At 70.7% G+C, this 26,002-nt stretch carries 23 protein-coding genes; 12 read left to right on the forward strand and 11 right to left on the reverse strand.

What is annotated here, in order from left to right; translation table 11 throughout:
• Positions 1–109: 109 nt before the first annotated feature.
• Together ACWCV3_RS04395 and ACWCV3_RS04400 are read left to right on the forward strand one after the other, a co-directional pair.
• Positions 110–592 (forward strand): hypothetical protein, encoded by a 483-nt coding sequence (locus ACWCV3_RS04395; protein ID WP_451218115.1) that lies wholly within the window; start codon positions 110–112, stop codon positions 590–592.
• A 198-nt stretch (positions 593–790) separates the two neighbouring features.
• Positions 791–1,090, forward strand: a complete 300-nt coding sequence (locus tag ACWCV3_RS04400; RefSeq protein WP_451218118.1) for a hypothetical protein — start codon at positions 791–793, stop codon at positions 1,088–1,090.
• Here the strand turns inward: ACWCV3_RS04400 and ACWCV3_RS04405 are convergent.
• From ACWCV3_RS04405 to ACWCV3_RS04420, 4 genes are all read right to left on the reverse strand, one after another.
• Positions 1,087–2,508 (reverse strand): HAMP domain-containing sensor histidine kinase, encoded by a 1,422-nt coding sequence (locus ACWCV3_RS04405; protein ID WP_451218121.1) that lies wholly within the window; start codon positions 2,506–2,508, stop codon positions 1,087–1,089. The two genes, ACWCV3_RS04400 and ACWCV3_RS04405, sit on opposite strands and share 4 nt — an antisense overlap.
• Positions 2,508–3,212, reverse strand: coding sequence for a response regulator transcription factor (locus ACWCV3_RS04410; protein ID WP_451218253.1), 705 nt, complete (start codon positions 3,210–3,212; stop codon positions 2,508–2,510). Before ACWCV3_RS04410 ends, ACWCV3_RS04405 begins: the two co-directional genes overlap by 1 nt.
• A gap of 109 nt (positions 3,213–3,321) precedes the next feature.
• Positions 3,322–3,825, reverse strand: a complete 504-nt coding sequence (locus ACWCV3_RS04415; RefSeq protein ID WP_451218124.1) for a MarR family winged helix-turn-helix transcriptional regulator — start codon at positions 3,823–3,825, stop codon at positions 3,322–3,324.
• Between the two features lie 23 nt (positions 3,826–3,848).
• Entirely contained in the window at positions 3,849–4,046 is a 198-nt protein-coding gene (locus ACWCV3_RS04420; RefSeq protein WP_451218127.1) for a hypothetical protein, read from the reverse strand.
• A gap of 432 nt (positions 4,047–4,478) precedes the next feature.
• Between ACWCV3_RS04420 and ACWCV3_RS04425 the strand changes: the two genes are divergently transcribed.
• Positions 4,479–4,817 (forward strand): YnfA family protein, encoded by a 339-nt coding sequence (locus ACWCV3_RS04425; RefSeq protein ID WP_451218130.1) that lies wholly within the window; start codon positions 4,479–4,481, stop codon positions 4,815–4,817.
• A 216-nt stretch (positions 4,818–5,033) separates the two neighbouring features.
• Positions 5,034–5,807: an SDR family NAD(P)-dependent oxidoreductase gene (locus ACWCV3_RS04430; protein ID WP_451218133.1), complete on the forward strand. Its 774-nt coding sequence runs from the start codon at positions 5,034–5,036 to the stop codon at positions 5,805–5,807.
• 6 nt (positions 5,808–5,813) lie between these two features.
• Here the strand turns inward: ACWCV3_RS04430 and ACWCV3_RS04435 are convergent, their stop codons facing one another.
• Positions 5,814–7,007: an RtcB family protein gene (locus tag ACWCV3_RS04435; RefSeq protein WP_451218136.1), complete on the reverse strand. Its 1,194-nt coding sequence runs from the start codon at positions 7,005–7,007 to the stop codon at positions 5,814–5,816.
• A gap of 263 nt (positions 7,008–7,270) precedes the next feature.
• Between ACWCV3_RS04435 and ACWCV3_RS04440 the strand changes: the two genes are divergently transcribed.
• The 3 genes from ACWCV3_RS04440 (at position 7,271) to ACWCV3_RS04450 (ending at position 10,422) form a co-directional block, all read left to right on the forward strand.
• Positions 7,271–8,101 carry a DUF3558 domain-containing protein gene (locus ACWCV3_RS04440; RefSeq protein WP_451218139.1) on the forward strand — a complete coding sequence of 277 codons (831 nt, stop codon included), beginning with the start codon at positions 7,271–7,273 and terminating at the stop codon, positions 8,099–8,101.
• 126 nt (positions 8,102–8,227) lie between these two features.
• Complete coding sequence (locus tag ACWCV3_RS04445; protein ID WP_451218141.1) at positions 8,228–9,100, forward strand: DUF3558 domain-containing protein; 873 nt, start codon at positions 8,228–8,230, stop codon at positions 9,098–9,100.
• A 98-nt stretch (positions 9,101–9,198) separates the two neighbouring features.
• Positions 9,199–10,422: a DUF2637 domain-containing protein gene (locus tag ACWCV3_RS04450; RefSeq protein ID WP_451218143.1), complete on the forward strand. Its 1,224-nt coding sequence runs from the start codon at positions 9,199–9,201 to the stop codon at positions 10,420–10,422.
• A gap of 60 nt (positions 10,423–10,482) precedes the next feature.
• Here the strand turns inward: ACWCV3_RS04450 and lysS are convergent, their stop codons facing one another.
• Entirely contained in the window at positions 10,483–12,279 is a 1,797-nt protein-coding gene (gene lysS, locus ACWCV3_RS04455; RefSeq protein ID WP_451218145.1) for a lysine--tRNA ligase, read from the reverse strand.
• 97 nt (positions 12,280–12,376) lie between these two features.
• On the opposite strand from lysS, the gene argS reads away from it, so the two are divergent.
• The 3 genes from argS (at position 12,377) to ACWCV3_RS04470 (ending at position 15,741) form a co-directional block, all read left to right on the forward strand.
• Complete coding sequence (argS, locus tag ACWCV3_RS04460; protein ID WP_451218148.1) at positions 12,377–14,146, forward strand: arginine--tRNA ligase; 1,770 nt, start codon at positions 12,377–12,379, stop codon at positions 14,144–14,146.
• Between the two features lie 157 nt (positions 14,147–14,303).
• Positions 14,304–14,555 (forward strand): hypothetical protein, encoded by a 252-nt coding sequence (locus tag ACWCV3_RS04465; RefSeq protein ID WP_451218151.1) that lies wholly within the window; start codon positions 14,304–14,306, stop codon positions 14,553–14,555.
• A 13-nt stretch (positions 14,556–14,568) separates the two neighbouring features.
• Positions 14,569–15,741: a flotillin family protein gene (locus ACWCV3_RS04470; protein WP_451218154.1), complete on the forward strand. Its 1,173-nt coding sequence runs from the start codon at positions 14,569–14,571 to the stop codon at positions 15,739–15,741.
• A gap of 47 nt (positions 15,742–15,788) precedes the next feature.
• On the opposite strand, the gene hemB is transcribed toward ACWCV3_RS04470, so the two are convergent.
• Both hemB and ACWCV3_RS04480 read right to left on the reverse strand, forming a co-directional pair.
• Positions 15,789–16,781: a porphobilinogen synthase gene (gene hemB / locus ACWCV3_RS04475; protein WP_451218157.1), complete on the reverse strand. Its 993-nt coding sequence runs from the start codon at positions 16,779–16,781 to the stop codon at positions 15,789–15,791.
• A 65-nt stretch (positions 16,782–16,846) separates the two neighbouring features.
• Positions 16,847–17,845: a helix-turn-helix domain-containing protein gene (locus ACWCV3_RS04480; RefSeq protein WP_451218160.1), complete on the reverse strand. Its 999-nt coding sequence runs from the start codon at positions 17,843–17,845 to the stop codon at positions 16,847–16,849.
• 395 nt (positions 17,846–18,240) lie between these two features.
• Here ACWCV3_RS04480 and ACWCV3_RS04485 point away from each other — a divergent pair, with 395 nt between their 5' ends.
• Complete coding sequence (locus tag ACWCV3_RS04485) at positions 18,241–19,074, forward strand: helix-turn-helix domain-containing protein (protein ID WP_451218163.1); 834 nt, start codon at positions 18,241–18,243, stop codon at positions 19,072–19,074.
• Between the two features lie 11 nt (positions 19,075–19,085).
• A complete protein-coding gene (locus tag ACWCV3_RS04490; protein WP_391239484.1) occupies positions 19,086–19,271 on the forward strand; it encodes a DUF397 domain-containing protein in 186 nt (61 codons plus the stop codon).
• Positions 19,272–19,331: 60 nt separating this feature from the next.
• On the opposite strand, the gene ACWCV3_RS04495 is transcribed toward ACWCV3_RS04490, so the two are convergent.
• The 3 genes from ACWCV3_RS04495 to ACWCV3_RS04505 are packed head-to-tail and all read right to left on the reverse strand — an operon-like array spanning position 19,332 to position 25,875.
• Entirely contained in the window at positions 19,332–20,879 is a 1,548-nt protein-coding gene (locus tag ACWCV3_RS04495) for an N-6 DNA methylase (protein ID WP_451218167.1), read from the reverse strand.
• Positions 20,876–22,345 carry a hypothetical protein gene (locus ACWCV3_RS04500; RefSeq protein ID WP_451218170.1) on the reverse strand — a complete coding sequence of 490 codons (1,470 nt, stop codon included), beginning with the start codon at positions 22,343–22,345 and terminating at the stop codon, positions 20,876–20,878. Before ACWCV3_RS04500 ends, ACWCV3_RS04495 begins: the two co-directional genes overlap by 4 nt.
• Positions 22,342–25,875, reverse strand: a complete 3,534-nt coding sequence (locus ACWCV3_RS04505; protein ID WP_451218173.1) for a DEAD/DEAH box helicase family protein — start codon at positions 25,873–25,875, stop codon at positions 22,342–22,344. The genes ACWCV3_RS04500 and ACWCV3_RS04505 overlap by 4 nt, the downstream gene beginning before the upstream one ends.
• Positions 25,876–26,002: the final 127 nt, after the last annotated feature.

Here is a 26,002-nt window from a genome sequence, read left to right on the forward strand (position 1 = left end):
GGCGAGGGGCCGTTCAGGTGTCCGCGCCGCACGCCTGCCGCACCCGGCGTGCGGCGACCGGGGAGCGCCCCTTCACTGGGGGCAGCGGAGCCGAACTCGGGAGGCTGGCATGGCTGGGTGCGGGACACGGCGGGCGGTCGGGACAGCCCTGGTGGTGGCGCTCGGGGTCGCGGTGACCGGCTGCTCGGACGGCAGCAGCCCCTCCGGGCAGGCCAGCAAGGCCGCCTCCGCCGCTTCCTCCCTCGCCTCACGCGCCTCCGGCGCGGTGGCCTCGGCCACGGCGGAGGCCAAGCGGAAACTGGATCAGGTCAAGGGCGGGGTGGACGCCGGGAAGGACGTCTCGGTGGGAAAGGTCACCACCGGCAAGGACGGCGTGACCGCGGCCGAGGTGTCCGCGAAGAACACCGCCGGCGAGCGGAAGTCATTCACCGTGCAGGTCAACTTCCGTGATGCCAAGGGCGATCTGGAGGACGCGGTGATCGTGGACGTCGACGGCGTCGCGGCCGGCGCGACCGGCAGGGCCACCGCCCGCAGCCACCGGGAGCTGTCCGGCGACATACGGGCCGATGTGGGGACTGCGCTGCGGCACTGAGCCGTCGGCCATGATGGAGGGGGCCGTGCACGCGGCCTCGCTCGCCAGTCCGGACGCCACAGCCGTCGCCCGGAGGGGCCGGCCGTCGTTCTCCGCACCCAGGGAGCAACCGCGCGGCGATCCCGCCCGCACCGGGCCGGGCCTACGTATCGTAGGTATTCAACCGCCCCCAGCCACAAGCCAGTTCATCGGGGAGACATGCACCAGACACGATCCGAGACCGAACCGGCGCGAACCGCGTCGACGCCGGTCGTCGATGTGCGGGACCTGAAACCCACCCTGACCCTGCTCTTCGTCAGCCTCGCCTTCGCGGCCGTCGGCGTCTACGAACTGTGCGGCTTCGGCCTGCACAGCCTCGACCAGCGCCCGCACCTGTTCAGCGACGGCCTGACCACCGGCGGGGTGATCGTCGCCGCGGTCGCGGCCGGAGCGGCGGTCGGCAACCTGGCCTGGACCCTGTCCGCGGCCCGCCGGGGCCCCGAGGAGGAGCGGCCCTAGAGCGGGCCCGCACCCCCGCCCACCGTGAATCCGATCACCGCGCCGCCGCCCTCCCTGCGGTAGGCGAACGGCGCCCCGCCGTGGGACATCGCGATCTCCCGGACGATGGACAGCCCGAGCCCCGAGCCGGGCTGGGAGCGCGCGTCCGCGGCCCGGTAGAAGCGGTCGAAGATGCGCAGGAGGTCGCCCTCGGCGATACCGGGCCCCCGGTCCAGCACCTCCACCCGGACCGTCCCCGCCGCCGCACCGGCCACCCGCACCTCGATGGGCTCCGTCCCCTCCCGGTCGAACTTGGCCGCGTTCTCCACCAGGTTCGACAGCGCCCGCTGGAGCAGCCCGGGCCGGCCCTGCGCGCAGGTGTCCCCGCTCACCGCCAGCACGATCCGCCGCCCGGTACGGCGCCCGGCCAGCCCCACCACGTCCTCCGCGATGTCCGCGACGTCGACCCGCTGCGGCGGCTCGGAGTCCGACTGCCCGGCGGCCAGGTCCACCAGTTCGTTGACCAGGTCGGTCAGCTCCCGCGCCTCCAGCGTGAGGTCGGCCACCAGGTCCTCGCGGCTCTCCGGCGGCAGCTCGTCGATCCGGCGCAGCAGCGAGATGTTCGTCCGCAGCGAGGTCAGCGGGGTGCGCAGCTCGTGGCCCGCGTCCTGCACCAGCCGCCGCTGGTCCTCCTCGGACTGGGCGAGCCGGCCCAGCATCCGGTCGAAGGCGCGACCCAGCCGTCCCACCTCGTCCGGCCCGGCGACCGGCACCTGGATCCCCAGACGGCGGGTGCGGGCCACGTCCTCGGCGGCGGAGGTCAGCAGCACCAGCCGCCGGGTGATGCGGCGGGCCAGCCACCAGCCGAACAGCCCCGCGCCCACCACCACGGCCGCCATCAGGATCAGCGTGCGCCGCTGGAGGGCGCGCAGCAGGTCCTCGGTGTCGCTGAACTCCTGCGCCACCTGCACCGCGCCCCGGCCCCCGCCGAGGGAGACGGTGGCCACCCGGAAGAGGTCCTCGCCGACCCGCACGTCCTTGTGCTCGGCGAGCCTTCCCGCCCGGGGCGCGCCCGCCACCTCGCGGTCGCGGGCGGTGACGGGCAGGCCGGGAGAACCGTGGTCCACGACCTCGCCGCCCGGCCCGAGCACCTGGACGTCCGTACGGGCGGGCCGCACCAGGTCGTGGCCGGGCCGGGCGGAGGAGAAGTCGTCCGGGGTCATCGGATGCTGCCGCACCTCGGCCCGCACGTCCCCCACGACCTGCGTGAACACCGACTGCTGGTCCACCCGGACCAGCCGCGCGGCCGAGCCGTAGGACAGGATGCCGACCAGGATCGTGACGGCGGCGGTGACGGCCGCGAACGACACGGCGAACGTGGTGCGCAGCGAGCGCAGCCCGGTACGGGAGCCGCCCGGCAGCCGCCAGGTGCGGCCCACTACTCCTCCCGCAGCACGTACCCCACACCGCGCACGGTGTGGATGAGCTGCGGGGCGCCGGGGGCGTCCAGCTTGCGGCGCAGGTAGCCGACGTAGACGGCGAGGTTCTTCGAGCCGGGACCGAAGTCGTAACCCCAGATGCGGTCGTAGATGGTGGCGTGGTCGAGCACGATGCCCGCGTTGCGCACCAGCAGCTCCAGCAGCTCGAACTCGGTGCGGGTCAGCTCCAGTTCGCGTCCCGCGCGCCAGGAGCGGCGGGCCTGGAGGTCCATGCGGATGCCCGCGCCCTCGATCTGCCGGTCGGAGAGCTGCGTGTCCCGCGCCGGACCGGGCTCGCCCGCCGGGACGGGGCTCGTGCGGCGCAGCAGGGCGCGCAGGCGGGCGAAGACCTCCTCGACGTCGAAGGGCTTCACCACGTAGTCGTCGGCGCCCGCGTCCAGGCCCGCGATCCGGTCGGCGGTCTCCACCAGCGCGGTGAGCATCAGGATCGGGGTGCGGTCGCCCTCGGCGCGCAGCACCCGGCAGACCTGGAGGCCGTCGATGCCGGGCATCATCACGTCCAGCAGCAGCACGTCCGGCGGGGTGCGGTGGGCCTGCGCCAGCGCCTCGACGCCGTCGGCGACCGCCGTCACCGCGTAGCCCTCCAGGGTCAGGGCCCGCTCCAGGGCGTGGCGGATGGCACGGTCGTCCTCGGCGAGGAGCACGGTGGGGGGCGTGGTGTGGGGCACGGTGTGGGGCACGCCCCCAGTCTGCCAAGGGCGGCGGCACTCCGGCCGGGGCCGGGGGCCCGGGGGCGCCCTTTTTACCCGGCTCTCACCGGCGCTCACGCCCCGGCTCGGCGTCCCGGGCCGCGCGCAGCCGGGCGATCCGCTCCCCGGTGAACTCCACCGTGCGCCGCATGTGCCCGATGATCACGGCGAGTTCGGTGTCGTCCAGCTCCCCGAAGATGCGCGACCAGTCCCCGGACAGCTCCTCCCACACGTGCCGGAACTCGGCGATCCGCTCCGGTACGGGTACGACCAGCACCCGGCGCCGGTCACCCGCGTCCCGGCGCCGCACGACGTAGCCGGCGCGCTCCAGACGGTCCACCAGGCGGGTCGCGGAGCCGGTGGTGAGGCCGGTCAGCGCGGCGACGCGGCCGGTGGTGACGGGCTCGGGCTCCAGGGCGAGGAGGTTCAGGCACTGGAGGTCGGTGGGGTGCAGGCCGATGCGGTCGGCCACGGCCTGGTTGAACAGGGCGTAGGAGGCGATGTAGCGGCGGGACACCGCGTCCAGCTCCGCGAGCAGCCCCGGCCGCGCGCCGTCGTTGCCGGCCATGGCGCCCTCCTCGCGTCCGCGGGTCAGAACGAGTACTCGTCACCGGTGGGCAGGACCGGCACGCGCAGCCGGTCGTTGGTGCGGTCGGGGTCGGTGACCCCGCCGTTCCACGCGGTCTCCACTTCCAGGGTCACCTCCGGCGCGGGCACCCGCAGCCGGACCGCCGGCCGGATCTCCTCCCCCGCCCGGCCCGCGACGAGCGCGCCGGTCCCGCACACCACCGTCCGCTCCCCGGTCCGCGCGCAGCCCGGCGACAGCGTCACCGTGGTCGGCGGGCCCCGCCGACCACCGCACCCGCACACTCGCCTGGGACACGGCGGCCGGGCCGTGGTCGCGCGGGGTGAGCCGCACCTCCATCCGGTCGCCGTCGATCACGGCGTGGCCGGGGAAGGCGAGATCGGCGCACGGAGCGGAGGCCGGGACGGCACCGGCCGCCGGGGAGGCGGAGCCGGGCCCTGCCGCAGCACGGGCCGGACCCCCGGCCCACAGGAGCGCGCCCGCGCTGCCGGCCGGCAGCGGCCACGCCCTCGTCCGTACGCGCACGCCGCCGCTCCCGTTCCGTCACCGGTTCCGCCCACCCGATGTATGCCACGCGTGCCGGGGCGCAGGCGCCCTCCAACAGGTGAACACGGGGCACGTGCCAGGCTTCCCCCATGCTGATCCTGCGCTCCGCCGCCCTGTTCGCCGTCGCCGCCCTCTTCGAGATCGGCGGCGCGTGGCTGGTCTGGCAGGGTGTGCGCGAACACCGGGGCTGGCTGTGGGTGACCGGCGGCGTGCTGGCGCTCGGCGCGTACGGGTTCGTCGCCACCTTCCAGCCGGACGCCCATTTCGGCCGCATCCTCGCGGCCTACGGCGGCATCTTCGTGGCGGGGTCGATCCTGTGGGGCGTGGTCGCCGACGGCTACCGTCCGGACCGCTTCGACCTGACCGGCGCGCTGATCTGCCTGGCGGGCATGGCCGTGATCATGTGGGCCCCGAGGAACGGCGGCTGAGGCTCGCCCGAGGGCTGTCCCGTGATCCCCGGTGGATCAGCGCGCGGCGGCGGATGCGGGCGCCGCAAGGCGGAGGGTCGCCCTCGTACCGGGCGCAGGCGGGCGATCCGGCAACGCGGCGAGGCGCCGTGGCCGTCGTCGCGCGCCCGCCGGGGATCACGGGACAGCCCTTAGGCTGGACGCCGATCTCTCCGACACCTCTTCGAGGAGCAGCCCATGGCCAGCGCCCCCTCCGCCGCGTCCCGTATCGCCGTCGTCACGGGCGCGAGCAGCGGAATCGGCGCGGCCACCGCGCGGCGGCTCGCGGAGGCCGGGTACCGGGTGGTGCTCACCGCGCGCCGGGCCGACCGCGTCGAGGCGCTGGCGAAGGAACTGACCGGGGCGGGCCACTCGGCCACCGCCTACCCGCTGGACGTGACGGACCGGGCGGCGGTGGACGAGTTCGCCGGCGCGTTCCGCACCATCGGCGTCCTCGTCAACAACGCGGGTGGCGCGCTCGGCGCCGACTCGGTGGCCGACGCCGACCCGGAGCAGTGGCGCACGATGTACGAGACGAACGTCCTCGGCACCCTCAACCTCACCCAGGCCCTGCTGCCCAAGCTGGAGGCGAGCGGCGACGGCACGGTGGTCGTCGTCTCCTCCACCGCCGCTCTCTCCACCTACGAGGGCGGCGCGGGCTACGTCGCCGCCAAGCACGCCGAACACGTCCTCGCCGAGACCCTCCGCCTGGAGATCGTCGGCAAGCCGGTCCGGGTCCTCGAGATCGCCCCCGGCATGGTCAAGACCGACGAGTTCGCCCTCACCCGCTTCGCCGGCGACAGGGAGAAGGCCGCCAAGGTCTACGAGGGCGTGGCGGCCCCCCTGACCGCGGACGACGTCGCCGACTCCATCACCTGGGCCGTGACCCGCCCCAGCCACGTCAACGTCGACCTCATGGTCCTCCGCCCCCGCGCCCAGGCCAGCAACACCAAGATCCACCGGGAGCTGTGAGGGCCCTCAGCCCTTCACGCAGACGAACTGCTTGAGCTTGGCCACCACTTCCACCAGGTCGCGCTGCTGCTCCATCACCTGGTCGATGTTCTTGTAGGCACCGGGGATCTCGTCCACCACCCCGGCGTCCTTGCGGCACTCCACGCCCCGCGTCTGCTCCTCCAGGTCCCGCGTGCCGAACCGGCGCTTGGCCGCGCTGCGGCTCATGCGCCGGCCGGCGCCGTGAGAGGCGGAGTTGAAGGCGGCACTGTTGCCGAGGCCCTTCACGATGTACGAACTCGTCCCCATGGAGCCGGGGATGATCCCGTACTCACCGGTGCCCGCGCGGATCGCGCCCTTTCGGGTCACCAGCAGGTCCTTGCCGTCGTACCGCTCCTCCGCCACGTAGTTGTGGTGGCAGGAGATCTCCGGCTCGAAGACCGGCCGGGCCTTCTTGAACTCCTTGCGGACGACGTCCTTCAGCAGCGCCATCATCAGGGTGCGGTTGTACCTGGCGTACTCCTGCGCCCAGAACAGGTCGTTGCGGTAGGCCGCCATCTGCGGGGTGTCCGCGACGAAGACGGCGAGGTCGCGGTCGACCAGGCCCTGGTTGTGCGGGAGCTTCTGCGCCACCCCGATGTGGTGCTCGGCCAGTTCCTTGCCGATGTTCCGGGAACCGGAGTGCAGGGTCAGCCAGACCGCGTCGTCGGTGTCGAGCAGGAGCTCGATGTAGTGATTGCCCCCGCCCAGCGTCCCCATCTGCAGCGCCGCCCGCTCCCGGCGGAAGTGGACCGGTCCGGCCACCGTGTCGAAGCGGGACCAGAAGCTGTCCCAGCCCGCGGTGGGGAGGGCGTGGAAGCGGGAGGGGTCCAGGGCGGTGGTGTGCATGCCCCGGCCGACCGGGATGGCCTGCTCGATGCGGGAGCGGAGGCGGGTGAGGTCGCCGGGGAGGTCGTTGGCCGTGAGGGAGGTCTTCACCGCGGACATGCCGCAGCCGATGTCGACGCCCACCGCCGCCGGACAGACCGCGTCGCGCATGGCGATGACCGAGCCGACCGTCGCACCCTTGCCGTAGTGCACGTCCGGCATCACGGCGAGCCCCTCGATCCAGGGCAGCGTGGCCACGTTCTGGAGCTGGCGCAGGGCGCCGTCCTCCACGGTGGCCGGGTCGGTCCACATCCGCACCGGGACGCGGGCGCCCGGTATCTCCACGTACGACATAACCGATCAATCCCCCAAAGGTGGCATGACAACTCATACGCCAGGCAAGGGTCATTGCTCACGGAGGTCACCCGAACCGGCAGAACGCAAAAGCGGCGCCAGGGCCGGTGAAATGGGACAGGGGACCGGCGACCACCGCGGTGCGTGCGATACACATTGTGTCCAGCAGACGCCCCGTCGCGGCAAGCGATTAACCGGCGGGGACACTGGAGCATCGACCGGGCACCGCCGTCGGGTCGCACACCGTCATAAGGAGCCCGACCGTGCAGCGGAAGGCGTACATCACCGGCACCGCCGCCCTCCTCGCGGCCCTGCTGGCAGGCTGCAGCTCGGGCTCCGGCGGCGGCACCCCCACCGACGACGCCAACCCCGGCGACGCCGCCTCCGCCCCGGCCGCCGCGGAGCCCGGCCGGTACCGCACCCTGCCCGAGCCCTGCGGCGCCGTCGGCCACGACACCCTCGACACCCTGCTCCCCGGCGTCCAGCAGCTCACGGACCCCGGCCAGCGCGACAAGGCGTACCGGGGCGTGCCCGCGCTGACCTACGACACCGACCGCAAGGTGGGCTGCCGTTGGAAGGTGGAGTCCGCCCTCGCCACCGACCGCCTCTCGGTCGACTTCGAGCGCGTGGTGTCGTACGACGGCGCGGTCAGCGACGACGCGCAGGCGCAGAAGCTCTTCCAGGGCATGGCCAGGGCCGCCGGCCTCCCCGTGCCCTCGCTCTCCGCGCCCGCGTCCGCCGGCACCGGCCCGAGCGCCGGCCCCTCGCCGTCCGCCGACCCCTCCGGCAGCTCCTCCCCGGACGCCTCCACCGGCCCGGCGGCGGGCGGCTCCGGCAGCGCCGCGCCCGACGACCTCAGGCCCCGCGTGCTGTCCGACCTCGGTGACGAGGCGTACCTGGACGACCAGCTCGGCTCGTCCGGTTCGGCCGCCGGGCCCCGGACGGTGACTGTGGTGTTCCGCACGTCCAACGTGGTCGTCACCATCGACTACGAGGAGCAGCCGATGGCCGTCGGCACGGTCCCCGACAGCAAGGAAATGCAGGACAGGGCACGCGATCTGGCCTCTCAACTGGCCGACGCGCTGGACGGCTGACGCCTCCTCGCCCGCCGCCGGCCACCTCCCCGAAGACGCTCGAGCGGCGACCGCGTGCCGGGCGCACCGCGTACGGTGGCCCCGCAGGAACCCGCACGAACACCGAGCGTCACGAGTGAAGGAACCATGCAGCGAGCAGCCCAGCGAGACGACCGTGCCCAGCGTGGACCGCGTGCCACGCGTCTGAGCCGTGCCCTGGTGTGCGCGGCAGCCGTTCCCGCGGTACTGATCACCGCGGCCTGTTCCTCGGACTCCGGCGATGCGCCGGGCAAGGCGGGCACCTCCGCCAAGCCGTCCGCCGGCGGCGGCTCCGGGCGGCCCTCGGCCAAGCCCTCCCCGACCGTGCAGGCGTCGGTGTTCCGCAAGCTGCCCGAGCCGTGCGAGGTGCTGCCCGAGAAGACCCTGGGCGACCTGGTCCCGGAGGCGGACACGGACGGCAGGAAGGGCTCCGGCGACGACGCCGCGAACCGCACCTCCTGCTCCTGGACCAGCCTCGACAACAACGGCGTCAAGGGCTCGCAGTTCCGCTGGCTGAACGTCTCCCTGCTGCGCTTCGACTCCGACACCTCGCGCGGCAGCGGCAACGACCAGGCGCACACGTACTACTCGCGCCAGGTCCAGGACGCGAAGGCCGCCTCGGGGGCGAAGAACACCAGGACGGAGGCGCTCGGCGGCACCGGCGACGAGGCGACCGCGGTGCACTACGACCTGAAGAAGAAGGAAGGCGCCTTCAAGCAGCAGACGGTCGTCGCGCGCGTGGAGAACGTCGTGATCACCCTCGACTACAACGGCGCCGGTCTCGCGGGCGACAAGACCCCGGACGCGGACGACCTCACGGCGGACGCCAAGAAGGCGGCCAAGGAGGCGGTCGCGGCCGTGGCCAAGGCCAACGGCCGTGACACGGAGGGCGGTTCGCCGTCGGCCAGCCCGTCCAAGGGTGCCTCCAAGTCCCCCGCTCCCAAGGGCTCGGCGTCCTCGGCCACCCCCAAGAAGGACTGACCGACACCACGTTCGGCGCACACCTGTGCCACTCTGTTGCGCGCAACAACATGCAAGGGAGGGGAGTACGAGTGGCCGCGCCAATGCAGTTGACTCGGATGCACCGCGTTCTGATCGGCGTGGTCGTCACCGGCGCGCTGGTCATCGCCGGTATCGGCTTCGCCGGTTCGTACGCGGCCGTCCGGGAGCTGGCCCTGCGGAAGGGTTTCGGGAACTTCTCGTACGTGTTCCCGGTCGGCATCGACGCGGGCATCTGCGTTCTGCTCTCGCTCGACCTGCTGCTGACCTGGATGCGCATCCCCTTCCCGATGCTGCGCCAGACGGCCTGGCTGCTCACGGCAGCGACGATCGCCTTCAACGGCGCCGCGGCCTGGCCCGACCCGCTGGGCACGGGCATGCACGCGGTGATCCCGATCCTGTTCGTGGTCGCGGTGGAGGCGGCCCGGCACGCCGTCGGCCGGATCGCGGACATCACCGCCGACAAGCACATGGAAGGCGTCCGCCTCACCCGCTGGATGCTCTCCCCGCTGCCCACCTTCCTGCTGTGGCGGCGGATGAAGCTGTGGGAGCTGCGCTCCTACGAGCAGGTCATCAAGCTGGAGCAGGAACGTCTCGTCTACCAGGCCCGGCTGCGCTCCCGCTACGGCCGTGCCTGGCGCCGCAAGGCGCCGGTGGAGTCCCTGATGCCCCTGCGCCTGGCCCGCTACGGCGTCCCGCTCGCGGAGACCGCGCCGGCGGGTCTCGCGGCGGCGGGCATCGAGCCTGTCCTGCTGCCCCCGGCGCCGCAGCCGACGCCCGGACTCCCCCAGCCGGCCCCGGCCGCGCTCCAGGCCGCGCCCGCCCCGGTCCAGCCGGCCCCGGCCGAGCAGCCGCCGCCCCCGGAGACCGAGGACGAGAGCAGCCCGTGGTTCCACACGCCCCCGCGTGACATCGACTACCACGGCGGCTACGACCCGGCCTTCGACCCCGGCCCGGACCCCCAGTACTTCCCCGAGGAGCAGTACGGGGACTGGTACGAGGACCAGCCCCCGGAGCGATTCCAGCAGCCCTCCCCTGAGGAGACCGGCAGCTTCCCGATACCCGTCGGCCCCCGTCGCACGCGCGAGCTGGGCGAGGGCGGGGGGCCGGCGGAGCCGGACGAGGAGGATCTGTACCAGGTCTTCCGCCGCTCGATAGACGGCAGTTACCCGACCCCGCTGGTGCTCGGCGACAACATCGAGGCCACCTACGGCAGTTCACCGGAGCCCGGCCGGCTGAAGGCCCTGGTGGAGCGCTTCCAGCAGCGCCACATGGCGGAGCTGGAGGAGGACCACATCGCGTGACACGCGAAGGAGGGGGCGCCCGGTGATGACACCGGGCGCCCCCTCCTCGTGTGTGCGGCCCTACTCCCCGAGCAGGGTCCGCACCCGGTCCTGACCGACCGCCAGCAGCAGCGTGGGCAGGCGCGGGCCGGTGTCCCGGCCGACGAGCAGGTGGTACAGCAGGGCGAAGAACGTCCGCTGGGCCGTCTTGATCTCCGGCGGCAGCTCCTTGGGCGTGGCGTCGGCGGAGAAGCCGGCGCGCACCTTCGGGACGCCGTAGACGAGGTGGGTCAGGCCGTCCAGCGACCAGTTGTCCGCGAGCCCGTCGAGCAGCAGGCGCAGCGACTGGCGGGCCTCGTCGTCCAGCGACTTCAGCAGCTCGGCGTCCGGCTCCTCGCGCACGATGGTGCGCTGGTCGGCGGGGACGTGGGTGTTGATCCACGCCTCGGCCCTGTCGTACCGGGGGCGGGCGTCGGCGAGATCGGTGATCGGGTTCGCGGGGTCCAGCTCGGACAGGATGCGCAGTGCCTGGTCCTCGTGGCCGGCGGTGATGTCCGCGACCGAGGCCAGCGTGCGGTACGGCAGCGGGTGCGCGGTCTTCGGCAGCTCACCGGCGGCGGTGCCGACGGCGCGGGTGTACGCGGCGACGTCACCGGGGAGCGCGGAGCCCTCGGCGACCTTTCCGGCGAGCTTGTCCCACTCGTCGTAGAGGCGCTGGATCTCCTGGTCGAAGGCGATCTTGAAGGACTGGTTGGGGCGGCGGCGGGCGTACAGCCAGCGCAGGAGCTGGGGCTCCATGATCTTCAGCGCGTCGGCCGGGGTGGGCACCCCGCCGCGCGAGGACGACATCTTGGCCATGCCGGAGATGCCGACGAAGGCGTACATCGGGCCGATGGGCTGCTCGCCCTCGAAGATCCCGACGATCTGGCCGCCGACCTGGAAGGAGGAGCCCGGCGAGGAGTGGTCGACGCCGGAGGGCTCGAAGATCACACCCTCGAAGGCCCAGCGCATCGGCCAGTCGACCTTCCAGACCAGCTTGCCCCGGTTGAACTCGCTCAGCCGGACCGTCTCACCGAAGCCGCAGGCGGTGCAGGTGTAGGCCAGCTCGGTGGTGTCGTCGTCGTAGGAGGTGACGGTGGTGAGGTCCTTGCCGCAGCCGCCGCAGTACGGCTTGTACGGGAAGTACCCGGCGGAGCCGGAGCTGCCGTCGTCCTCGGCGGCCGCGCCGGAGCCCTCCTCGGCCTCCAGCTCGGCCTCGTCGACCGCCTTCTGCTGCGGCTTCTTCCCCGGCGCCTTCTTGGTGCGGTACTGGGCGAGGATCGCGTCGATGTCCCCGCGGTGCTTCATCGCGTGCAGGATCTGCTCGCGGTACACGCCGGAGGTGTACTGCGCGGTCTGGCTGATCCCGTCGAACTCCACGCCCAGCTCGGCGAGCGCCTCGGTCATGGCGGCCTTGAAGTGCTCGGCCCAGTTCGGGTACGCGGAGCCCGCCGGCGCCGGGACCGAGGTCAGCGGCCTGCCGATGTGCTCGGCCCAGGACTCGTCGACGCCCGCGATCCCGGCCGGGACCTTGCGGTAGCGGTCGTAGTCGTCCCAGGAGATCAGGTGCCTGACCTGGTGCCCGCGCCGGCGGATCTCGTCGGCGACCAGGTGCGGGGTCATGACCTCGCGCAGGTTGCCCAGGTGGATCGGGCCGGACGGGGACAGCCCGGAGGCGACGACGACCGGTTTGCCCGGAGCCCGACGCTCCGACTCCTGGATGACGTCGTCCGCGAAACGGGAGACCCAGTCGGCGGTGTCGGGGCTCTGAGCCACGATCGGTGCTCCTTCGGTTCGGGGTACCGGTCCGGCGGTTGCTCCCCGCCGGCCTCCTCCCATAATCCCAGACACCCCCGCGCGCGAAAAAACCGCTTTACCCCCCGTGGGATACTGGCCGGGACCATCCATTCCCACGAGGAGAACGGCACCCTTACCTATGGCCTCGGTCACGTCCCTCAGCGACTCCGTCCAGCAGCACCTCGCCTCCGCGCTCTCGGCCGCCCTGCCGGACGCCGCCGGTGCGGACCCGCTGCTGCGACGAAGCGACCGGGCCGACTACCAGGCCAACGGCATCCTCGCGCTCGCCAAGAAGGCCAAGGCCAACCCCCGCGAACTGGCCACGCAGGTCGTCGCGGGAATCGTCACCGGCGAGGTGATCGCGGACGTCGAGGTCTCCGGCCCCGGCTTCCTCAACATCACCGTCGCGGATCGGGCGATCACCGAGAACCTGGCCGCCCGGTACGCGGACGACACCGGCCGCCTCGGAGTGCCGTACGCCGCGCACCCCGGCACCACGGTGATCGACTACGCGCAGCCGAACGTGGCCAAGGAGATGCACGTCGGCCACCTGCGCTCGGCGGTCATCGGCGACGCGATGGTGCGGCTGCTGGAGTTCACCGGCGAGAACGTGGTCCGCCGGCACCACATCGGCGACTGGGGCACCCAGTTCGGCATGCTCATCCAGTACCTGGACGAGCACCCGCACGAGCTGGACCACAAGGAGTCCGAGGTGTCGGGCGAGGAGGCGATGTCCAACCTGGACCGCCTCTACAAGACCGCGCGCAGGCTGTTCGACTCCGACGAGGAGTTCAAGACCCGTGCCCGGCGCCGGGTGGTCGACCTCCAGGCGGGCGACCCGAAGACCCTCGCCACCTGGCAGAAGTTCGTGGACGAGTCGAAGATCTACTTCTTCTCCGTCTTCGACAAGCTGGACATGGAGGTCCGCGACCCCGACATCGTCGGCGAGTCCGGGTACAACGACATGCTCGCGGAGACCTGCCGCATGCTGGAGGAGTCCGGCGTCGCGGTCCGCTCCGAGGGCGCGCTGTGCGTGTTCTTCGACGACATCAAGGGCCCGGAGGGCAACCCGGTCCCGCTGATCGTCCAGAAGTCCGACGGCGGCTACGGCTACGCGGCCACCGACCTCTCCGCGATCCGCGACCGCGTCTTCAACCTCAAGGCGACCACCCTGCTGTACGTGGTCGACGCCCGGCAGGCCCTGCACTTCCGGATGGTCTTCGAGACCGCGCGCCGGGCGGGCTGGCTGAACGACGACGTGGCCGCCGTCCAGCTGGCCTTCGGCACCGTCCTCGGCAAGGACGGCAAGCCGTTCAAGACCCGTGAGGGCGAGACGGTCAAGCTGGAGGGCCTGCTGGACGAGGCCGTCGAGCGGGCCACCGCAGTGGTGCGGGAGAAGGCCGAGAAGGTGGGCCTGACCGAGGACGAGATCGTCGAGAACGGCCGGTACGTCGGCGTGGGCGCCGTGAAGTACGCCGACCTCTCCACCTCGGCCGTGCGGGACTACAAGTTCGACCTGGACCAGATGGTCTCGCTCAACGGCGACACCTCGGTGTACCTGCAGTACGCCTACGCCCGTGTCCAGTCCATCCTCCGCAAGGCCGGCGAGGCCCGCCCCGTCGCCCACCCGGAGCTGGCGCTGGCGCCGGCGGAGCGCGCGCTGGGCCTGCACCTGGACCAGTTCGCGGAGACGGTCCTGGAGGTGGCCGCGGCCCGCGAGCCGCACAAGATGGCCGCCTACCTCTACCAGCTGGCCTCGCTGCTGACGTCGTTCTACGACCAGTGCCCGGTGCTGAAGGCCGACTCCCCCGCACAGGTGGCCAACCGCCTCTTCCTGGTCGACCTGACCGCGCGCACCCTGCACGAGGGCATGGCGCTGCTGGGCATCCGGACGCCCGGCAAGCTCTGACCGCACGGCCCGAACGGCCCGGCCCGCCTCTGCGCGGACCGGGCCGTTTCGCCGTGCCGGGGCCCTTCGAAAGCCAGGGAGAATATTGGTGTACGCCACTCGGGGGCGGGTCTATCGTCGGATCCGAGGACCAGAAACGACGGGAGGCAGCCGGGCGATGGCACAGGACGAAGCCGTGATCGGCTGCACGGGGGAACTGCTCATCGGCACGCGCGGTCCCGCCGGTCCCGGCGAGATCCTCGTGCGGGTCAGAGGCAGCTCCGAGACCTTCCTCGCCTGGTCGCAGGAGCCGCTGCCGCGCGGGGCGACCGTACTCGTGATCGAGTCTCGGGGGCTGCGTGAGGTCGATGTCATCGCGTGGGGCGATCCATTGGACACGCTGGGCGGGCTGTCCGCCGGCGTCGACTGAGGAGACGAGCAGTATGTTCGGTTACCGCGTTCCCGCTCCCGACGAGGCGATGCTGATCTCGGGTGGCAGGCGGGGACTGGGGGGCGCGCCGTTCCGGGTGGTGACGGGGCACGGGAAGTTCGTGCTCCCCGTGTTCCGCAAGGTCCGCTTCCTCACGCTGTCGATGTGCGAGGCCGAGGTCACCGAGACCTGTGTGACCAGGCAGGGCATCGCCCTGCACGTCCGCGCCGTGATCGCCTTCAAGGTCGGCAACGACCCGGAGAGCATCATCAACGCCGGCCAGCGCTTCCTCTCCGACCAGGAGCAGATGTCGGTGCTGACCGGGCGGATCTTCGCGGGCCACCTGCGCGCGATCATCGGTTCCATGACGGTCGAGGAGATCGTCACCGAGCGGCAGAAGCTCGCGGCCGAGGTGCTGGACACCTCGAAGACGGAGATGGCGAAGATCGGTCTGATCGTGGACTCGCTCCAGATCCAGTCGATCGACGACGGCAACACCGGGTACATCGACGCGATGTCCGCCCCGCACAAGGCGGCCATCCGGCGGCAGGCCCAGATAGCCCAGGCCCAGGCGAACCAGGCCGCCGCCGAGGCGGAGCAGGTCGCGGCCCGCAAGCAGGCGGAGTACGCCCGGCAGACCGCGGTGGTCCAGGCGGAGTACTCGGCGCAGGTGGACCGCGCCCAGGCGGAGGCAGCCCAGGCCGGTCCGCTGGCGCAGGCGCACGCACAGCAGGAGGTGCTCGCCGCGCAGACCGAACTGGCGCTGCGCAAGGCGAAGCTGCGTCAGCAGGAACTGGTCGCGGAGATCGTGAAGCCCGCGGAGGCGGAGGCGGAGCGGGTCCGGGTGCTGGCCATCGCGGACGCCGAGCGGATGAAGATCCAGGCGGAGGCGGCGGCCTCGCACGACCGGGTCGCCCTGGACCGGATGCTGATCGACCAGCTCCCGCAGATCGTGAAGGAGGCCGCGGGCGGCCTCAAGGGGGCCAACGTCAACGTCCTGAACGGCGCGGACGGCCTAGGTGAGATAGCGGCCGGCCTGGTCGCCCAGGGCCTGACGATCCTGGACTCGGTGCGCAACAACCTCAGCGGCCAGAACGGCAACCCGCCGTCCGGCAACCCCCAGCAGAGCAACGGCCGCCTGGAGATCCAGGGCCCGCGCACGCAGGAGGGCGACGGGCCGAAGTAGCCGGCCCCGGTCACCGCGCCCCCTCGGACGCGGTGACCGGCGACCCGCTAGCGCAGCTTCCGCGCCACCTCGGTGGCCCAGTAGGTGAGGATGTTCCGCGCCCCGGCCCGCTTGATCCCCGTCAGGGACTCCAGGACGGCCCGGTCGCGGTCGATCCAGCCCTTCGCGGCGGCGGCCTCGATCATCGAGTACTCGCCGGACACCTGGTAGGCGGCCACCGGCACGTCCACCGCGTCGGCGACCCGCGCCAGGATGTCCAGGTACGGCCCGGCCGGCTTGACCATGACCATGTCCGCGCCCTCGGCGAGGTCCAGCTCCAGCTCGCGCAGCGACTCGCGCAGGTTCGCCGGGTCCTGCTGGTAGGTCTTGCGGTCACCCTGCAGGGAGGAACCCACGGCCTCGCGGAAGGGCCCGAAGAAGGCGGAGGCGTACTTCGCGGTGTACGCGAGGATCGCCACGTCCTCCCGGCCGATCTGGTCCAGCGCGTCCCGGACGACCCCGATCTGGCCGTCCATCATGCCGCTCGGGCCGACCACATGGGCGCCCGCGTCGGCCTGGACCTGCGCCATCTCGGCGTACCGCTCCAGCGTGGCGTCGTTGTCGACACGGCCCTCGGCGTCCAGCACCCCGCAGTGGCCGTGGTCGGTGAACTCGTCCAGGCACAGGTCGGCCATGACCAGGAGGTCGTCGCCGACCTCGGCGCGCACGTCGCGCAGGGCGACCTGGAGGATGCCGTCCGGGTCGGTGCCCGGCGTGCCGAGCCCGTCCTTCTTCGACTCCTCCGGCACCCCGAAGAGCATGATCCCGGAGACACCCGCCTCGGCGGCCTCCAGCGCGGCCTTCTTCAGGCTGTCGCGGGTGTGCTGCACCACGCCGGGCATCGCCGCGATCGGCACCGGCTCGCTCACGCCCTCCCGGACGAAGGCCGGGAGGATGAAGTCGGCCGGATGCAGCCGCGTCTCCGCGACCATCCGACGCATGACGGGCGAGGTCCGCAGCCGCCGCGGCCGCGCACCGGGAAAGGAACCGTACTTCGACATGCCTTCTACGCTACGCCCGCTCCCGTCGTGCCTTTACCGACGCGCAGTCGGCCCCCGGGGCGGCTTCAGGCCGCGTACATCGTCACGGGAGCGGCCCGGCAGTCCCGGCAACGCCCGGGTTCCGGCGCGCGGAACCCGCGGTCGCAGCCGTCGCAGTTCCGCATGGGGTGAGCGGCCGTGGCGGACCGGGCGGGCGGCACGGTGAGCGCCGGCAGGGGCGGCGGGAGCTGGTTCCGCAGACGGTAGGCGATCAGCGCCGCCGGACTCTCCAGGACCGCGGGCAGACCCGCCGTCAGCGTGTGGATCACGGTGGACGCGCCCGCGCCGACGTCGAACCAGGCGGTGACGGCGGGCGCGAGCCGGTGCACGTCCCGGCGGGACAGGGTGAGCCGGGCGTCGGTGCGGCGCAGGCCCGCGAGAAGGGCGACGGCCTTGTCGTGGCGGGAGCGCGGTGTGGCGTCGGCGCCGGGTGGGTCGAGTCGGTCCGCTGCCGCTGGGGAAGCGGTTGGCGTGGCTGCCACGACGGGTGCCCCGGGTGTTGTGGGCGCCGAGGGAACAGTGGTCGTCTCCGGGGGCGCCGGTTCCGCCCGGCCCGCGCCCCGGTCGTCCTCCTGCGACGGGGCCTGGACGTCCCGCGACGGCCGGGGTACCTGCCTGCGGGCTCGGGGCGCGGCGGCAGGACCGGGCACGGCGGGCACGTGGACCGGAAGGTGGTGAGCGTAGGTGCGGGTGCCGATCCGCCCGCTCTCCGTACGCTCCCGCACCCGCCGGAGGTACCCGTGCGTCTCCAGCTCCCGCAGGGCGAAGGCGATCCGGTCACGCCCCTCGGGGAACCGCTCGGCGAGGCTGCGGATGTCGACGGGGGCGCCCTCGGGCAGCGACAGGATGTGCGCGGCCAGCCCGATGGCGGTCAGCGACAGCACGGGGTGCTGGACCAGGTGGTTTCCGACGACCGTGAACCGGTCCGGCTGGTGGGCCCGTACGTGGATGACACCGGACGGGGTGTCGGTGTGCCGAACCTCGTGAATCCGGGGCGGGGCAGAGTTAGGCTTGTCCTCAGCCATAGGGAAGGTCTCTTCTTCCTCGTTGGTCAGGCCCTCGCACTGGGATTGCCGTCCCGGCGGGGGCCGAAGCATGTGTGGGGTTGTTCAGGCGCGTCAACGCCTCGGGTTGAGAGTGCACCCCAACGGCTGCGCCACGCCAGCCCGTTCACGCCATTTCACCCGGCCGAGTGATCGACTCGGGGTTTGGCTCGGTAGGTAGGTTCTTTCCCCGGGTTCTTTGGTCTTTTTACGTCCCGCGGCCCCGGCTCCCACTCGACCGCCCTACGGACTCCCTGGCGTCGGTGGGCCGACGGCTGAGGCGATTTCACCGAATCACGTCACCCAGCGTGTTCACCCCTGCGTACCTTGTGAAAAAGCCCCGTTGGGCACAGGGAGTGCACGAAGGGACGGCGAGCGTGAGGAACTGGGACGCGGAGCTGGAGGACGACGAGTCCGGTGCGGTCATCCGGGCGGTCGGCCGCCAGTTGAAGCTGTGGCGCGAGGCAGCCGGCTTCACCCGGGCCGACTTCGCCACGGCCATCGGTTACGGCGAGGACCTCGTCTCCTCCGTGGAGCAGGGACGGCGAATTCCGCGCCCGGAGTACCTGGACGCGGCCGACCGAGTACTAGAAGCGGATGGCCGCATCGCCGCCATGCAGCGGGACGTGGCGGAGGCCCGGTACCCGAAGAAGGTACGGGACTTGAAACGCCTGGAGGCGGAGGCGGTCGAGCTAGGCGCGTACAACAACTCGGTGATTCAAGGGCTGTTGCAGACGGAGGAATACGCGCGGGCGGTGTTCAGTAGCCGTCGGCCCGCTTTCAGCGAGGACGAAGTGGGGCGGCGCGTCACCGCCCGGCTGGCACGCCAGGAGATCCTGGACCCCCAAGTGGGCTGCCCGGCCTTCAGTTTCGTCCAATGCGAGTCGACACTTCGCAGGCCCATCGGAGGCAAGATGGTGATGCGACACCAGCTCGAACACCTGCTGGAGACGGGGAGGAGGCGCAACGTGGACCTCCAGATCCTGCCCCTGGGCCGTGAGGAGAACTCGGGAACGGATGGTTCGTTCCGCCTCCTCAAGCTGAAAAACGGCACTACGGTGGCCTTCAGCGAAGCGCCTCTCAGCAGCCGAGTGATGACCGACCCCAAAGAAACGACGGTCCTCGACATCCGCTACGGAGTCATCCGGGCGCAGGCCCTCAGCCCGCAGGAGTCGATGACGTTCATCGAGAAAGCGCTGGGAGAGACGTGACCCTCATCGAGATGCCCGACACCGAAGCGCGGTGGATAAAGAGCAGCTACAGCACTGCGGACGGCCCCGACTGCGTGGAGATCGCAGCCGCTCCCGCCACCATCCACGTCCGCGACTCCAAGAACCCGGACGGCCCCCGCCTTGCCCTCACCCCCGCGGCGTGGGCCACCTTCCTGCCGCACATCTCCCCACGCTGACACGGGGAACGCCTAAAGGGCCGCGCCCGAGTCCACTGGCGCGGCCCTGAGGCGTGTTTGTCAGTCCTCGTCAGAGACTTCCTCCGCATCGGTGCTCTGCTCGCGAGCCTGCTGAAGCGTCTCAGCGATCGCGGCGAACTCCTCCAGCGCGGCCTGGAGATCCTCGACAATCTCGGCGGCCAGCACCTCGGGTGCGGGCAGGTTGTCCGCGTCGTCGAGGCTCGGGTCACGGAGCCAGGTGATGTCGAGGTTCGCCTTGTCGCGGGCGACCAGCTCCTCGTACGTGAACGCCTTGAAGCGCTCCGTCTCGACGCGCTTGGAACGGTCCTCGTCCGGGCGGTAGCACTGCACGAAGTCCTCAAGAGAGGCTCGGGTGAGCGGGTTCTGCTTGAGGGTGAAGTGCTGGGCCGTCCGGAAGTCGTAGACCCAAAGCTTCTCGGTCCAGGGCTGGTTGGGCCGGGCCGGCTTGCGCTCGAAGAACAGGACGTTGGCCTTGACGCCGCCCGCGTAGAAGATGCCGGTGGGCAGCCGCAGCATGGTGTGGACGTCGTACTCCTTGAGCAGGCGCCGACGGATGGTCTCGCCCGCACCGCCCTCGAAGAGCACGTTGTCGGGTACGACGACTGCTGCTCGGCCGTGGATCTCCAGCAGCGAGGCGATGTGCTGCATGAAGTTGAGCTGCTTGTTGGTCGTGGTGACCCAGAAGTCGCGCCGCTCGTAGGCGATCGCCTCTCGGGCGGCGGAACCGTCGTCGCCGTAGACGGTGATGGACGACTTCTTGCCGAAGGGCGGGTTGGCCAGGACCAGGCTCGCGCGCTTGGCGGGCGGCGCGGCGAGGGCGTCGGTGGTGTGCACCAGCGCGTTTCCGAGCGGCTGCCCGATGCCGTGAAGGAAGAGGTTCATCGCGGCGAGGCGTGCGGTGTTCCTGACCAGCTCGGTACCCCAGATACCGCCGTTGCTGAGGCGCTCGCGCTGCTCGGGGGTGAGCTGGTTGCCGTATTCGTGGAGGAGGTGTTCTGCAGCGGCGAGCAGGAAGCCGCCGGTGCCGCAGGCGGGGTCGGTGATCGTGTCGTCCGGGGTCGGGTGAACGCAGTCGACGATGGCCTGGATCAGAGGGCGGGGCGTGAAGTACTGCCCCGCGCCCGACTTGACGTCCTCCGCACCACGGGCAAGCAGTTCCTCGTAGGCGTCGCCCTTGATGTCGGTCTTCTGACCCGACCAGTTCTCTTTGTCGATCAGGTCCTTGACCAGGCGCTTGAGCTTGGCGGGGTCGTGGATGCGGTTACGGGCCCCGTTGAAGATCAGGTGGAACGTGGTGCCCTTGAGCTGGTTTCCGAGATCTTCCAGGAGCTGGGTGTATGCGGTTTCGAGCGCGGCACCGTCGTACTTCAGCAGCTCCTGCCAGCCCCGGTTCTCCCACATCGACCCCTCGGGCATGATCTGCTCGCGGAACATCGGAGGGCGGGTCTGCGCCTCGTGCGCCATCTTCAGGAACACGAGAAGCGTCAACTGCTCGACGTAGTCGATGGTGGAGACGCCGTCGTCGCGCAGGACGTGGCAGTAACTCCAGAGCTTGTCGACAAGCCGACGGGCCTCGGTCGTGGTCACGAGGGGATCTCCAGGTCGAGGGTGGGCTGGGTGGCGGTCGCCAGAGCGGAGGCGTCGGCCGAGGGCAGAGGGGGCGCGGCAGGCGTCGAGGCTGTTGTCGACTGACGCTTGCGCCGCGCAGGAGCGCGGCGAGTGGTGTGCCGCCCCGCCGCCTCACGCTCGGCGCGGATACGCGCGAGGAGCACCTCGGCAGGCTCGTCAGTAGACTCCTGGTGGACTAGGCGACCAGCGAAAGCCTCGGCGAGCAGGGAGCGACGAAGAGCTGCGGACTTCGCGCGGTATGCCTCAGCGGTAGCGGCAGCGCGCCTTGCGCGCTCAACCGCTCGGCCAACATTCTGGACCGTCTCTCGCTGAACCTCCAGATCAGGTAGCGGAAGACGGGTGTTGAGAATCGTCTCCTGATCGATCTTCGGCATCGATCCGGCCAGCCCCTTGGCCTGAGAACGGTAGTAATGGCGCGTTTGGGGCGCGCTCAGCACGAGATGCAAAAATCGAGGGTCAAGCCGCTCAGAGGGCCTGACCCGAATCAACAAGTCAGGGAAAATTGCCCAGTCATCCAATCCCTCATAGAGAGCGGATGTACCGACGAGGTCAGGCGTATTGGAACGCTGAATGAAGATGTCCCCCGACTTCAGCCAAAGCTTGGAAACGCGCGCCAAGTCAGGAGCGGTCAGCTTTGTGTGAGCATCATTGAACAACCCCTTGGTCACAGCCGTGAGGGTCAACGTTCGAACCGTACCGTCAACAGCAGCCCTCGTGGAGTGCCCGTTACGCAACGGCTCTGCTAGCTCTTCACCAAGCACGGTAACCGAGAATCGCTCTGACAGATCACGTACCGCTTGCGCCCTAATAGAATTGATCAACGCGTCTGCCGCCTGCACGGCCTTAGCTGCGTTACGGGTTGCCGCATCGAGGCGCGACAGTTGCTCTTCGAGTGCAGCAACAACGCGCCTCTGCTCCTCTACCGGCGGCAGCAGAAACTCGATGTCCGCGAGTGCCCCCTGCGAAATGTTTCGCATCGAGTCCTTCGTACCGGTGGCGCGCTCAGAGATCTGCCCCCGGATTCTCGGTGAGGAAAGTACATAGGACAGCCACTCTCGGTCGATCCCCTCGACCGGGACAAGGCGAAGGCTCTTGTCGCTGAGAAGGAGCTGCGGGCGGCAGCTACGCACAAGCACGGACGCTCCCACATACGCTGCCGTGTTCGCTCGGCTCAGCAGAATGTCCCCTGGCCGGATCTCGTAAGCAGGATTGTAAGGAAACCCTGCAGGTACAGCCTTGTTCTCGGCTTCATCGAAGCCGCCCCATGTCATAGCGCTGACCTTGATTACGCCCCACTCATCAGCTGAAGCCGGACGCGGCTCACACTTGTAAGACTTACCCGCCTCGACGCGAGCGAGAATGTCGCCGAGCCGAACCCGGACCCACCCCTTCGGAACCTCCGAAGGAATACCGCCCTCGCTCACGCGCCCAACTCCCGTCCCAGCTCACTCAAAATCTCAGCCCCGCGATCGGCCCCAAAGTCCCGAAGGAACCCATCCACACCGCCACGCTCAATGAAGGGTACGTCCTTCAAATCCGCAGGCTCGATCGCTGCACCCATGGCGATCACGTCCACCATCCGGTCCAGCCACCACACCTGGTCCGCCGTGAACACCGCCCCCGCCTGCTCCTGCCGGGCCCGCCAAGCGGCGTACCGTTCCTCCACCAGCGCCCGGTAAGGCCGTACCTCCTGGTCCAGCCCCAACTCGAAGCGCAGCAGCCCGATCAGGTCGACGACACCGGCCGCGCCCCGGGGATGGCGGGTCGCCTTGCCGAGCTGTACGTACGCGTCGTACAGCCGTGCCGGAGTCCACTGGAACGGGGGACGCTCGATCTTCCGGGCGAGGTCCTTCAGTCGCCGGTAGACCTCCTTGGGATCGCGCCGCTCGCTGAATGCGAGGTTGAAGGCCGCGATCTCGTCCTGGTGGTCCTTGATGTACTGCTTCCACGAGGTCACCCGCCGCATCGCCAGCTCGTCCGCCGTGATGCCGCGCGCCTCCTTCACCTCGTCCACGCTCACCTCGTCGATGACGATGTCGTGGGCCCGGCGCATGGCCATCAGCCGGTCCCGCAGCTCGCGATTCGAGGCGATCGGCTTCAGGGCATCCATCATGTCCCGCCGCACCTGCTCCTGGCCGCCGATGCGCCGGGCCCGCTCCTGCTGGTCGGGGTCGACGGACTGGACCAGGCCGCCGACGATCTCCCGCAGCGGCCGGCCGGCGAGTTCCTCGATCTCCTCCCGCTCCTCGGGCTTGAGCTGCTGATCCAGGCGCGCCAGGCGACCCGCCAGCGTGGCGACCTCGTCCTCTGTCATCGCCAGACCCGCCGTCTTGGCCATCAACCGCTCCAGCGGGATCTTCCGCTCGGAGATCCGGCTCAGCGGCCTCGCGTCCACGCGAGGCGAGTCGGTGACGCCGACCGCGTCGACGATCACGAAGCGCTCCTTGACCTCGGCGTCAGGCGTCACCGCCTGAAACTCCGCCGCGTCCACGGTCCGGGAGCCGCGCCCCTTCATCTGCTCGAAGTAGGCCCAGCTCTTCACGTCCCGCAGGAAGAACACGCACTCCAGCGGCGGGATGTCGGTCCCGGTGGCGATCATGTCGACGGTCACCGCGATACGCAGCTCGGGGCTGTTGCGGAACGCCTTGATCAGCTCGGCGGGCTTCTTCGCGGCGTGCGTGATCTTCCTGCAGAAGTCGTCGCTCTCGCCGAAGACCTGCCGGACCATCTGGACGATCTCGTCGGCGTGGTTGTCGTCCACCGCGAAGATCAGCGTCTTCGGCACGTGGGTACGCGTCCGCTGGGCGTCCCCTTCCCCCACCGGCGGGAAGATCTCCGTGAACATGTGCTTGCGGAACGTCTCGATGACGAGCTTCAACTGGCCCTTGCTGATGACCTGGCGGCCCAGCTGGGTGGCCTTCCACTCGAGGTCCTCCTCCAGCTCCTGATACCGCTCCCGCCGGGTCTTGCGCTCGCGCATCGGGACGACCGTCTCCGCCGGGATGGTGCCGCCCTTCTCGCCCAGCTCCGTACGGATACGGAAGACGTCGAAGTCGACGTTCACGCCGTCGGCGACCGCCTGCTCGTACGGGTACTCGCTGACCAGGTTCTGGAAGAAGAAACCGAAGGTCTGAGCGACCGGGGTGGCGGTCAGACCGACCAGGTGCGCGTCGAAGTACTCCAGGACCGCACGCCACTTGCCGTAAATGGAGCGGTGGCACTCGTCGACCACGATCAGGTCGAAGGACTCCGGCGGCAGGGCCGGGTTGTAGCCGACCGCCACCGGCTCGTCGACGAGGTCGTAGCGGTCGAGAGCCTCGTTCTCGTCGTCCGCGCTCGGCACCGCCTGGCCCGTCAGGGCAAGCCACAGCCGCTGCACGGTGGACACCACGACATGCGCGGAGCCGAGGACCGTGTCCCCCGCCATGCGCTGCACGACGTACAGCTCCGTGAACTTGCGGCCGTCGTCCGGGGTGTCGAAGTTCTCGAACTCCGTGGCGGCCTGGGTGCCGAGGTTGTTCCGGTCGACGAGGAAGAGGATGCGCTTGGCGTTCGCGTGCTTGAGCAGCCGGTAGCTCTCGCTGACCACCGTGTACGTCTTGCCGGCGCCGGTCGCCATCTGGATCAGGGCGCGCGGGTCGTCCTTGGCCAGGGAGAGCTCCAGGCCGTTGATCGCCTTCTCCTGGGCCGGGCGCAGGTCCTTGGAGTCGAGGAAGGTCTGCGGAAGGCGCCGCATCCGGGCCCGCAGGGTCGGCGCCGTGGGATCCGCCTCGGCCTCCTCGACCCAGCGGGCGATCGTGTCCGGGCGGTGCACCGCGAAGACCTCACGGGTACGCGGGGACGGGTCGAGGTCGTTGTGGAAGCGGACCGTGTTGCCGTCGGCCACGTACCGGAAGGGCAGGCTGGCGCGCCAAGCGCTGAGCTGCTGGCTGCGAGTGAGGCCGGTGGCGTAGCGGGCGGCCTGCTGCATGGCGGCCTCCAGGTCGGCGCCTTCCCGCTTGGCCTCTATGACTCCGACCAGGCGCTGGTCGACGTAGAGGAGGTAGTCGGCGCGGCCGACGGCGGTGGAGACCTCCCGGACGGCGACGCCCTGGCCTGCGTAAAGGTTCTTCGCGCTGTCGTCCTGGACGGCCCAGCCCGCCTTCTCGAGAATGCGGTCAAGCTCCGTACGGACCTGCGCCTCGCTCATGGGAGGCTTGGCAGCCTTCTGGGCATGGGCGATGAACTCGTCACGCTGCGAGGCACCGTCCAGCGGGCGGGCGACCGTACGGGACTCCACGGCCGGAGCCGTCAGTTCGGTGATCTTGTCACTCAGCTCGGCGATCAGATCATGCAGAGCGGCCCGCTCCTTCTCAGCATGAGCCAGTTCCGCCTCGGCCTGCGCGCGCGCCGCCTGCTCCCGCTCCAGGCGGCTGTGCTTGCCGTCGTAGCGAAGGCGGGCCTCCTCCAGCCGACGGCGGTAGGCGCCGAGCTCGGTGCGAAGCTTGTCCAGCTCCTGTTGGTCGGCGACGGTCGCGGGTGCAGGGGCGGCCTCGGACGGGGCGGGCGCCAGGAAAACCCTGTGGGTCGTGTCGGACTGGTCGAGGGAGCGGTGCAGCCAGTCGCCGAGACGGAAGCACATCTCCACGGACTGGAGTGCTTCACGGACGTTGGCGTAGTACTCGTGGACCGCTCGATTGCCCGTCGTACGGATCGCCTCGAACCAGCCACGCACCTGCGGCACGAGGACGTCGGCCCTGGTCAGGGCGTTGATCCGGTCGACCTGCTTGTTACCGGGCACGGTGATCCCGAGCAGGGTCACGAGATGCCGCGCCATGATCTCGCCGTAGAGGCGAGCCTTCACCATGGCCGCGTGCGGATCGGTATGGACGTACGACTCCGCCGCACACCCCAGCGTCACCAACAGCGGCTCGTGCTGAAGCAGGTGCCCGAAGTTGGCTGAGCTCGCCGCCAACCGCGCGACCTGATCGGCGTCCCCACCGGACGGGCTCCCTGATGCCGCCGTCACCATGCTTTCCCCCACTCTCTGGTCCTCATGTCATGCGCAAAGCCTTGCAGGATGACATGAACACACGACAGTG

Source organism: Streptomyces sp. NPDC001781 (genome assembly GCF_053596035.1).